General features: G+C 68.3%; 10 protein-coding genes. 3 read left to right on the plus strand and 7 right to left on the minus strand.

Annotated features, from left to right (window positions below):
* Positions 1-69 precede the first annotated feature (69 nt).
* Complete coding sequence (locus ACYVE7_RS20315) at positions 70-1,059, minus strand: hypothetical protein (RefSeq protein WP_460366539.1); 990 nt, start codon at positions 1,057-1,059, stop codon at positions 70-72.
* Positions 998-1,645 (minus strand): GNAT family N-acetyltransferase, encoded by a 648-nt coding sequence (locus tag ACYVE7_RS20320; RefSeq protein WP_460366540.1) that lies wholly within the window; start codon positions 1,643-1,645, stop codon positions 998-1,000. Before ACYVE7_RS20320 ends, ACYVE7_RS20315 begins: the two co-directional genes overlap by 62 nt.
* Here ACYVE7_RS20320 and ACYVE7_RS20325 point away from each other — a divergent pair.
* Complete coding sequence (locus ACYVE7_RS20325) at positions 1,587-2,252, plus strand: hypothetical protein (RefSeq protein WP_460366548.1); 666 nt, start codon at positions 1,587-1,589, stop codon at positions 2,250-2,252. The two genes, ACYVE7_RS20320 and ACYVE7_RS20325, sit on opposite strands and share 59 nt — an antisense overlap.
* Positions 2,253-2,412: 160 nt before the next feature.
* Here the strand turns inward: ACYVE7_RS20325 and ACYVE7_RS20330 are convergent, their stop codons facing one another.
* From ACYVE7_RS20330 to ACYVE7_RS20340, 3 genes are all read right to left on the minus strand, one after another.
* Positions 2,413-3,732: a hypothetical protein gene (locus ACYVE7_RS20330; protein WP_460366541.1), complete on the minus strand. Its 1,320-nt coding sequence runs from the start codon at positions 3,730-3,732 to the stop codon at positions 2,413-2,415.
* A gap of 209 nt (positions 3,733-3,941) precedes the next feature.
* Positions 3,942-4,244 carry a DUF1905 domain-containing protein gene (locus ACYVE7_RS20335; protein ID WP_460366542.1) on the minus strand — a complete coding sequence of 101 codons (303 nt, stop codon included), beginning with the start codon at positions 4,242-4,244 and terminating at the stop codon, positions 3,942-3,944.
* Between the two features lie 59 nt (positions 4,245-4,303).
* Positions 4,304-5,386, minus strand: a complete 1,083-nt coding sequence (locus ACYVE7_RS20340) for a hypothetical protein (RefSeq protein WP_460366543.1) — start codon at positions 5,384-5,386, stop codon at positions 4,304-4,306.
* A gap of 187 nt (positions 5,387-5,573) precedes the next feature.
* On the opposite strand from ACYVE7_RS20340, the gene ACYVE7_RS20345 reads away from it, so the two are divergent.
* On the plus strand, positions 5,574-6,080 hold the full coding sequence (locus ACYVE7_RS20345; protein ID WP_460366544.1) for a hypothetical protein: 507 nt from the start codon (positions 5,574-5,576) through the stop codon (positions 6,078-6,080).
* Between the two features lie 248 nt (positions 6,081-6,328).
* On the opposite strand, the gene ACYVE7_RS20350 is transcribed toward ACYVE7_RS20345, so the two are convergent.
* Positions 6,329-8,497, minus strand: a complete 2,169-nt coding sequence (locus ACYVE7_RS20350; protein ID WP_460366545.1) for a M28 family peptidase — start codon at positions 8,495-8,497, stop codon at positions 6,329-6,331.
* A 112-nt stretch (positions 8,498-8,609) separates the two neighbouring features.
* Positions 8,610-9,263: a TetR/AcrR family transcriptional regulator gene (locus ACYVE7_RS20355; RefSeq protein ID WP_460366546.1), complete on the minus strand. Its 654-nt coding sequence runs from the start codon at positions 9,261-9,263 to the stop codon at positions 8,610-8,612.
* A gap of 106 nt (positions 9,264-9,369) precedes the next feature.
* On the opposite strand from ACYVE7_RS20355, the gene ACYVE7_RS20360 reads away from it, so the two are divergent.
* The coding region (locus ACYVE7_RS20360) for an MFS transporter (protein WP_460366547.1) at positions 9,370-10,729 on the plus strand (1,360 nt) is incomplete at its 3' end.

Below are 10,729 nucleotides of genomic sequence, written 5' to 3' on the forward strand. Positions count from 1 at the left end.
TGAGAGTGCTCACTCACCAGCGGCTACCAGGCACCGAGTCTGCCAGTGAGGCTCACCCGGTAGCTCCCATTAGGGGGCATAGCGGATACCGGCCGCGCCGACGCCGTACTTCACGCCGACCGCGAGCATTCGCCGGGTGCCGGGAATGTTCGCCATCGTGTGCACGGCGATCCCCTGCAGGTAAGGAAGGATGAGTTTGCCGCCGTTGTAGTCGGCCAGATAGTTGCCCGCCGGGGTACCCAGCCGCAGCCAGACGCCGCCGCGGCCATCCGGCGCGACCTCGTGCACGGCTACGTGCCGGCCGATCTGCTCCTGCCGCCAGGTCCGACCATTCCAGCGGAGGAGGATCGCGGTCGGTTTGTCGCCCTTGTAGGCGGTGCCGGTCACCCAGACGTTCTTCGGCCCGACGACGGCGACGCTGTTCAGCTCGTAAGCGCCGGTCACACCCTTGAGTTTCGGCAGGGTCTCCCGCCGCCAGCTGCTGCCCGTCCAACGGGCGATACCCGGCTTGAGCTTGGAGCCCGTGCGCGGCTTGAGTTGTCCGACGGCCCAGATCGTCTTGCCGGAGCCCTTCGCCATCCTCAGCACCATCCCGGGACTCTTCACGGTATGCCAGGCGCCGTCGTACCGCTTCATGACGTACTTGGTCACAGCCCCGCCCTGGACGTCACCGGCGACCAGCACGTTCCGGCCGCCATAGGAGATCGAGTCGTAAGCGGCGGAGATGCCGGGGACCTTCAGCAGTTTCCACGCCGTGCCATTCCAGTGCATCGCCTTGTCGCCCCAGAATCCCCACACGTTCTTCGGCGACGACGCCGATACGTCGACAAGCGCCATGTTCCGCGCGTTCTCCGGCAGTTCGGCCTCGGGGACGGACGTCCAGCTACTGCCGTCCCACCTCAGGATCACCGGGCCGATGTCGTCGCCCTCGATGGAGCCGACCGCCACGGCGCTGCGCGGGCCGGTCACCGCGACATCCCAGAGGAGGGCATGCTCGTCAACGGGATCCATCGGAACGTCGAGCCAGGCGTCGGGACCGGCCTTGGCCGGCGAGGCCACCGTCATAACAGTGGCAATGGCGGTCAGCCCACAAGCAAGACGACGCATGATGCCTACTTAGATAGGGGAATAAATCGCTAGATCTTAGCCCTAGAGTCATCTCAGCCGAACACGGTCGCGGGCCGCCACTGAGGCGGGCTCGGTCGTCCCGCACGCCTGCCGCCGCCGAGTTCGGCGCAGTGAGCGTGAGGGCCATGTGGACGTCGTCCACGTAGCGGCCTTCGATGAGGAACTGGCCTTCCAGAACGCCTTCGACGCGATATCCCGCAGCCCTATAGACGGCGATGGCGCGGGTGTTGGTGCCCAGAACCCGGAGCGTGACGCGACGGGATCCTCGACGGATCGCCTCCTGCCGGGCCGCGGCCAGAAGCCGCCGACCGATCCCGTGTCCTTGATAGGCCGCGGCGACCGCCAGCCCATGAATTTCCTGGACATGGCCCCGAGAGGCGAGCATCGCCGACGGCCGGAGTTTGACGTACCCGAGAACACGCTCACCCTGATGGGCGAGAAGCACATTCTCAGGCAGCGTGCCCTCATCGAAGAACGGCCTGTCAAGCGACCAGATCGGCGAAGCTCCGGTCGGCATTCGGGACGAATCGCGCGAACTCCTCCAGATATTGCGCCAATGGGGCCCGCTCGCCCACGCAGCGCTGCCCGAACTCGTCGAGGCGCTGCTCCACAAGGGTCTCAACGCCCATCGCGCCCTGAAGTCCGTCGCCGGATCCGATGCCGCCCCACTGGTCCGGCGCGTCTTCGCGGAGAATCCGGGCCCGGACCGGCTGACCGCGGCCCACGGCCTGTGGAAGATCACTGGTGACTCCGAACCCGTTCTCGCCGAGATCGCCGTCGCGCTCGACACCCGGCGTCGCAGGTTTCCGGCTCTGCGGGTCTGCGTCGAGCTCGGCAAGGCGGCCCGGCCCCTGACGCCGCGACTGCACGAGATCGTGGAGCGCGCCGCCCACCGCGGCCGGAGGCCGAAGGAATGGGAGATCGACGCGGGGATCTCCTTGTGGCTCGTCACCCGTGCCGAAGACCCGGTCCTGCCCCTGCTGGAACGGGCCCTGCGGACCGGCTCCAGCAGGGCCGCGGCACTGGCCCACACGATCGGCGCCCCGGCCCGGCCCCTCATGCGTCGCGCGTCCACGAAGCGGAAACCGATCCGTGACGGCTACAGCGAGGAGCCGCCCTTCTGACGTCGCCGAACTCCCGCAGCGCACCGAATCATGCCCCGCGCGCGCCCGAAAAGGTACTCGCTGATCAGCGCGCTGCGCCTCGATCGCCCGAGCCGCACGGAGCGACGCCGGACGGCGGAAAGGGAGTTCCCCGGGGATGGGGAACTCCCTTTTTTAGGGGCTAGCTGGTGACGCGGAGCCAGTCGCCGGAGGAGGTGGTGGGGTTCCAGTAGCCGGTGCCGACGAACTCGGCGTACCAGGTGCCGCTCCTGGTGGCCTTGACGGTGGTGTAGACCTTGCCGCCGGTGCCGGTGGTGAGGGTTTTGACCGGGGTGTAGGTCTTGGAGCCGGTCGCGCGGAACAGGATCTGGACCGTGCCGCCCTTGAGGGTGGAGTAGGCGGTGCCGGAGCCGTTCAGGCCCGTCAGCACGCCCGAGATCTTGATGGTCTTGCCCTTTTTGGCGGGCTCGGGCGACGCGTTGAACTTCGTCACCCACGTCGCCTTCTTGACCGCGACGGTGCCGCTGGCCTTGACCTCGGCGGTGCCGTAAGCCTTCACATTGAAGTCGATCTTGCTCTTGGCGGAGCCGGGGACGACCACGGTGCCGCTGTAGACGTCCGGCGAGACCTGCGTCAGGTCGATGTTCTTGTACGCGGTGCCCGGGCCCCAGTAGGCGAGCTTCACGCCGCCGGAAGCGTCGGACGCCTGCGCGGTGACGGTGAACTTGGTGCCACCCTTGTAGACGACCGAGGTCGCGGGCGCGGAGACCTTCTGCACGACCGGGGCGGGCTTCGGCTTCGGCGTGACGGTCAGGCCGGCGGTGGCGAGCCTGGTCGTGCCGCGGCTGTTGCGCGCCACATAGGTGATCGGCAGCTTGATCTGCTGGTCGGTGCCGGGCGCGGTGAACCGGCCGCTCCACACGGCCCAGCCGCGGTGCTTCGAGGTCGGGCGCAGCGCGATGTTCGTCTGGTCGCCGGGCGCGCCGACGACCGCGGTCACCGACGTGACGCCGCGTCCGACGACCGCCGCCGACAGCGTGGTCTTGACGCCGGGGTTCACCTCGGGCGGGGTGGCCTTGCCGTTGTAGACGGACGGCCGACTCTTCACGTCGATGCTCTTGCTGAGCTTCGAGTCGGGGAAGTTGCCGACGAGCCGGAACGTGACCTTTCCGGCGAAATCGCCCCTGGCTACCCAGGAGCCGATGTACTTGCCGTCCGCGCGGGGCTTCAGACGGACTTTCAGGACGTCGGTCGGCCGCTTGATCTCGGCGTAGACCCTGGCGTCCTCACCGGCCGGCACCTGGACTTTGGCGACGAACCGGATTTTGGTGCCGGCGGTGGTCCGCTGGGGCGTGACCGAGACGGCGACGAGCTTGGCGGGGGCCTTGGCCACGACCGGCGCGGCGACAACCGCCTGCGCCGCGAAGGAGGGGGTGCCCTGCAGGAGCAGGCCGCCCGCGACGGTAGCGGCAACGGCGCCGCTGAGGAGTCGCTTGTACACGAGAGCTCTTCCAATCTCCCTAGGAGTCGCGCTTTCGGGACGTCCGTCCCGACCGCACGGAGCCGCCCATAAGGGCACGGCGACTAGTGCGGTGTCAGAGTCCCCAAAAGTTGGAAAAGTTCTACCTATACCCCAAATGTGACCACAGTCACATGCAACCTTCCTTCGGCTGAGGTGTCGCCCACGAACCTGCGGCGCTCAGGGGCTCGTCAGAGATCGATGAGTTCGACGGTCACCGTGGCGCTGTCCCCAGCGGCGAGCCCCTCGGCCACCCGGACCGCGCGCTTGACCGGCAGGACATAACACCCCCGCTTACCGTCAGGAAAGATCGACGTCTTCCACCTTGTCCCCCCGACCGCGGCCCGCACCCGAAGCGACCCGAACCCGCGAGCAGCCCCTGGCGCCACCTCACGAATGTCCTCGGACACCTCAGCAGGCAGCCCGACAAAGGTCCAACCCTCCTCACGCCGCGCATCCCAAATCCACAACTCGGCCTCGAACACCACCACCATCCCCCCACCCTCGCACCCTCCACCGACAATCCACCGCCAGGACGCCAGGGGGAGGCCTTCTAGCGTGTGCGGTACTTCGAACCCGACACCGAGAGGTTCACCAGTTTGGTCTCGGAGCCGAAGCGGGCCTCGCGCCCGTTATAGACAGCGACGACCTTGCCGGTGCAGACGGCCTTGACCCGCTTGGAGAAACGCCCCTTGGAGTCGGTCTTCACCCACCCGTAGTCGCTGAACCACTTCTTGCCGCCGCCGGTCTTCTTGCAGGTGAACAGCAGCCGCACGTTCTGCCGGGCGAAGCCGCGCTTCTTGCCGGAGGCGTAGTACTCCCAGAGCCGTCCACTGATGGTGATCTTCGAGTGGAAGCGGACCTTCTTCGGCGCGACCTTCCACCCGGTGAAGTAGGTGGCCCAGCGCCAGGTCTTGACGACCGGGCTGACCGCCGCGGGGAAGAAGCCGTCGCCCTTGAACGACCAGCGCCAGTACCCGGACAGCCCGTGGAAGAAGCCCTTCACCTGGTAGAGGACCGAGTATCCGGAGGCGCCGCGCACCGACTTGACCGTCTTCCAGCCGCGCTTGCCGTCAGGGGAGAACTGAAGGTCGAACTTGCCGGTGGGCTGACGTCCGTTGGCGGCGAAGCGATGCGCCCGTCCGTGCGCGGTGATGGTGCCCCAGGCATCCATCTTGATCGACGCCGACAGGTCCAGCCGGGGGTCGGGCTTCGGTGGCGGCGGAGGCGTGGGAGCCGCGAGGACGGTGGCCTCCCGGTAGGCGTAGACGATGTTGAACGGGGGGCGGAACACTTCGGCCCGCAAGTTCATCGTCCCGGCATGATGCGGGACGGCGAAGGAGATGGCGTAGCGGCCGTCCGCCCCGCTCGTGCCGTACTGGGTGGAACTAAGGGCGTCCTGGGACGTCCAGAGCGTGACCGCCTGGCCGGAGACGGGAATCCAGCCCTCGCCGGACAGCCCTTCGACCGTGCCGCTGAACGTCGTGTTCGCGCTCGCCGTCACGGTGGCGGGCTCGGCGTCGAGCGAGACCCGGATCTCGGTGAAGACGGGATCGGGATCCGCGAACGCGGGGGCGGACAGCGGCATGACCATGACCGCAAACGCGACAAGAGCCGCGACGAACACACGACGCAACGGAACGACCTTCCGATTCGGGGGTCCGGAAAGTGTACATACGGACATCCAGGTCGAGCCCCCGCTCGGCGCGGTCGAATCACGTGATGAAACCTTCGCTGGTCGCCGTGGTCGTCCTGGTAGATTTACGGCGCTTATCGAGCTGTTAGGGGCCTTCATGGCTGTTCGTCGGATTACCGTGCTTTTCGTGGGCCTCCTTCTGGTCGTCGGGCTCGGCGTCGCCGTGGCCGTCGGAGGGCGGTCGGGGGATCAGCCGGCCGCCGGCCCGACGCCGACCGCCTCGAGGCCGGGCACGGGAACACCGTCCCAACCCGCCTACACCTACCTCGAAGACGGCAAACCGATCCTGGTGCTGCGCGCCCTCAAGGCATGGCCGGGTGAGCACGTGGTGGCGTCGATCAAGCCGACCGCCGGAAACCGGACCTTGGTCACCAGATCCGTTCGTCCCGGAACCCTGGTCGTCCGCTTCGACTGCATGGGCGCCGGGAAGCTGTCCTACGAGGTCACCGAGGGGATCGGCGCCGGCCCGCAGGGCGGATCCCAGGTCTGCGTCGACACCAACGCCGCGCCGACTATGAACGTCTGGGAGAACATGCTGGAGCAGCAAGGCGGTCTCGCCGTCAAGGTCACCGCGGCCCCCGGCGTCCGCTGGACCATGATGATCAGCTACTGCCCGAAACGCGGCGACTGCTGAGGATTTCGGCTCGCGCTCAAGGTGGTGGCCGGACGAACGTCGCGCCGGAAATGAAGTGCGTGAGGTAGCCGGCCAAAATAACGATGGCCTCGGGGATGCGGGCGCGTGCGCCAGACCTGGTGGCGTTCTGTCTGTGGTGGTCGTGCGACAAGGGACGCTTCTGGGGTCGGCCTGCTCGGGGGCCCGGCACCGGATGGAAAGTGGACTGGAGGGGCGCGCCCGCTGGGGGGCGGGCGCGCCGGGTGGGGTTATTGCTGGGTGATTTTGAGGTCGTCTACGGCGGATTCGAGGAGGCTGGCGGTGGAGGCGTCGGAGGCTTCGATGAGGATGCGGATGGACTGGCCGGTGTAGGGGGAGATGTCCCAGGTGCCGGTGGTCCAGGCGGCGTTGCGGTTGGTGGCCGCGCCCGCCTGGGTGAACAGGGGCGTGGTGCCCGCGTTGTGGACGATGCTGATACGGAAGAAATCGGCCGTGGTGGCGTTCGTGCCGTGCGCCAGGTACCAGGCGGCCGAGAGCTTCAGGACACCGCTCGCCGGAAGGGTGATCGCCGGGGAGCGGACGCTGGTCGTGCCGCCGTCGACGTCGTAATCTCCCGCGGCGGTTCCGGCGAGACGGCCCGTGACCAGGTCGTTGGTGCCGGAGACCGTCGCGCTCAGCTGCTTGGCGCCGCTGGAGTTCGTCGCCTGCGGGACGCCCCGCTCCCACGCGCCCGCGGTGGCCGTGTCGGTGCCGGACGGGTTGACGGTCCAGCCGGTCGCGGTCTCGAACGTGTCGGTCCAGACAGTGGCCGGCGGGGTTCCGCCACCTGAGACGTTCAGTGTCCAGGTGTCGATACGGCCGGTGTCGGAGTTGGCATTGTCGTTGACGCGCAGCTTCCAGGTGCCGTTGGCCGGCTCGCTGGACAGGTCGACGGTGTAGGTCTGGTTGATGTTGTCGGCGCTGCCGCCCGTCCGGTTGTGCAGCACGTAGACGCTGCCGTCCGGCGCGACCAGATCGACCTTCAGGTCACCGATGTAGGTGTGGACGATGCCGACCGCGACGGTCGACGCCGCGCCCGCGTTGCCCGCGCAGCCGGAGACCGTGATCGGTGATTCGACGGTCGCGTTGTCGGAAATCGTGACGTCGGTGCCGTTGGTCTGGGTGCAGCCGGCCGGGCCGTTCACGGTCAGCGCGAAGCTCGCCGACCGGGTGACCTCGGCGCCCGTCCCCGTGACGGTCACCGCGTGCTGGCCCGCCGCGGTACTGCCGGTCGTGTTGATCGTCAGTGTGGACGACTGGCCTGAACTGATCGTCGCCGGGCTGAAGCTCGCGGTCGCCCCGGCGGGCAGGCCGCTGGCCGACAGGGTGACGGACTGGGCGGAGCCGTTGGTGATCGTCGTCCCGACGGTCGTGGTGAGGGAGCTGCCCGGGTCGACCGAGCCGGAGTTCGGGGACGTCGCCATGGAGAAGTCGTTGGTGACGGGAGTGCCGACGGCGAGAGTCCACAGGGCGTGGGCCGCCGCGTCGCCCGACCGGTTGAGCACGGTGTCGTTGATGTTGCCCGGGTTGGTGTCGCAGGACTGGTGGTAGCACGGGTCGTAGTCGCCCGTGGTGCCGCCCCATTTGGTGACCTGCGCCGACGTCTTGTTGGCGCTCGCCCCGGCGGCCACCCCGCTCGTCTGGACGCCGACCGAGTTGAACGACGCGTCGTCGGAGCGTCCCGCGCCCTCGACGTTCTCCTCCGGCGCGAGGCCGGGGAAGTTGGCGTCGTAGTAGGCCTTCAGTGTCTGCCCGGCCGCGCTGGTGATCCGGTTGATGAAGTAGCCGCCGTTGGTCGAGGCCACCATGTCGAAGTTGAAGTACGCCTTGATCTTCGTGCGTTCGGCCGCGGGCAGGCCGTTCGCGTAGAACTTCGAGCCGTTGAGCCCCTGCTCCTCGTCGGTCCAGAACCCGAAGCGCGCGTGGTTGAGCATCGCCGGGTTGGTCGCGGCGAGCGTCAGGGCCAGCTCCAGGACGGTCGCCGAACCGGAACCGTTGTCGTTGATGCCGGGCCCCGCCCCGACGCTGTCGAGATGGGCGCCGAACATGTAGACGTTGCTCGCGTTGCCGCCGGGCCAGTCGGCGATGATGTTCGGCCCGGCCCCGGACGTGCAGCCGGACGTGCAGTTCTGCTTGACGACCGTGAACCCGGCCGCGACCAGCTTGTCGTAGACGTAGTTCACGGACGCGGTGTACCCGGCCGAGGTCGACCTGCGGTTGCCGCCGTTGTTGTTGGCGATGGTCTGGAACTGCGCGAGGTGGGCCTTGGTGTTGACCAGCGAGATGTCGGGCGTGGCCAGGACGGCGGTCGCCGCTCGGACCGGTCCGGTGAGTGCGGTCATGGCGCAGGCCGTCAGGGCCAGCGCCACGAGGGCGCGGAGGATGCGTGGGGGTCTCAACGCCGTGCTCCTTTGATGGGGCTCGAGTGCCAGGTGATCTCCCGGCAGGCGCAGAGTAGGTCGAATGACGACGTATGTGAAGAGTTACTGACAAGCCGGTTATGGCCGCCAGTCAAGCGGTGGTGCTGTCCTCGGGCGGGCCGAACAGTGTGTTGGTGAAGGTCGTGGCGTGGGCGAGGGCGCGCTGTTTCGCCGCTTCGAGCTCGTCGGCGGGGGTGTCGGCGTTGAACCAGAGGACGCGGCACATGCCGATGGGGGCGAGCGCGGCGAAGGCCAGGGAACCGGGGTCGCCGAGGGTGGCGGGGAGCCTGCCCTCGTCTATCCAGCGGGCGAAGATCCCGGCGAGATGCCGGTTGGTCTCCTTGATCCCGGCGACCAAGGCGGGGTGGTGGCTGAGGCCGTCCTGCGCCATGAAGGACATGAACTTGAGCGCGTCGGGGGTCGTCCAGGCTTCGACGAGATAGCCGATGACGCCCCGGAGGAAGGCGCGGGGGTCGTCGGGCAGCCCGGAGTCCAGGGCCTCGACCATGGCCGTCGCGCCCTGCGGGCCCATCCGGCCGAGCGCCGCCTCGAAGATCGCCTGCTTGTTCGCGAAGTGGGCGTAGAGCACGGACTCCGACAGCCCCACCTCGCGGGCGATGGCCCGGATCGACGTGCCGGCGAACCCGTTCCGGGAGAACAGGTCGATGGCGGCGTCGAGCAGCAGGTTCTTGGTGTCGCCGGCGTCCTCCTTGCGGGGGCGGCCGCGACGGCGTGGGGTCTCCATGAGCACTATCTAAGCACGCGATTATTTTTTCTGCCGCGAGGGCTTGAAACTAATCGAACGCTCGATTAATTTAGGTGTCACCCCCCAAGACGAAGGGATGGCACCCATGAACGCCGTCACCACACCCCCCGCGCAGCGGACGACGAACCCCTGGTTCGTCCTCGCGGTCACCCTGACCGCCGTTTTCATGCAGATGCTGGACAGCACGATCACGATGGTCGGCATCCCGTCGATCCAGGCCGACCTCGGCGCGTCCTACGGGCAGATCCAGCTCGTCATCACCGGCTACACCCTCGCGTTCGCCTCGGTCCTGGTGACCGGAGGACGGCTCGGCGACGCCTACGGACGCCGCCGGATGTTCCTCCTCGGCATGTTCGGCTTCACCGTCGCCTCCGCACTGTGCGGAGCGGCCCCCGACTCGACGTCCCTCATCGGCGCCCGCGTGCTCCAGGGACTGGCGTCGGGGCTGATGTTCCCGCAGGTCCTGGGCATCATCCAGGTGCTGTTCGGCGCCGCGCAGCGGGCCAAGGCCGTCGCGTTCTACGGTGCGACGGTCGGTCTCGCGACCATCCTCGGACCCGTCACCGGCGGTGCGCTGATCGACGCCGACCTGTTCGGCTCAGGCTGGCGTTCGATCTTCCTGGTCAACCTGCCCATCGGGATCGCTGCCCTGATCCTCGGGCTGCGGAGCATTCCCGAATCGCGGGCCGCCCGCGCCGCGGCACTGGACGTCAAGGGCGCGCTCGTGCTCACCGTCGGGCTGTTCCTGCTGGTCATGCCAATGGTCGTCGGACGTGACCAGGGCTGGCCCACCTGGGCGTGGGCCTGCATCTCGCTCAGCCCGCTGCTCCTGGCCGGTTTCGTCCTGATCGAGCGCCGGGCCACCAGCCCGCTGGTCGACCTGAAGCTGTTCCGGCACCGGCCCTTCACTCTCGGGCTGCTCGCCTCACTGCTCTTCTTCAGCGGAGTCCCGTCCTTCTTCATGATCCTGGTGATCCTGCTGCAGAACGGCCTCGGCTACAGCCCCGTCGAGGCGGGCACCGTCACCCTGACCTTCGCCTTCGCCATGGCGGCCGGCTCCGCCCGCTCCGCCGAGATCGCCAAGCGGCTCGGCACCCGGATCCTGGTGCTGGGCGGCGGGCTGCTGGTCGCAGGGCAGGCCGGGATCATGGCGATGCTGCACTGGCAGGGCACCGGGCTGACCGGCTGGCACCTCGTCGTCCCGATGTTCCTGTCCGGGCTCGGCGGCGGGCTGTTCCTGGCCCCGCTGACCAGCGTGGTGCTCGCCGGGATCCGTTCCGACGACGCCGGGTCGGCGTCCGGGGTGCTCGCCACCGCCCAGCAGGTCGGTGCGGCGCTCGGTGTCGCGGTGGTCGGGGTGGTCTTCTTCGGGCTGATCGGCACGAACTCCGGTTCGGCCGCCGACTCGGCCGCGCCCCGGCTCCGCGCCGACCTGGCCGCCCCAC

The organism is Actinocorallia lasiicapitis, assembly GCF_054778695.1.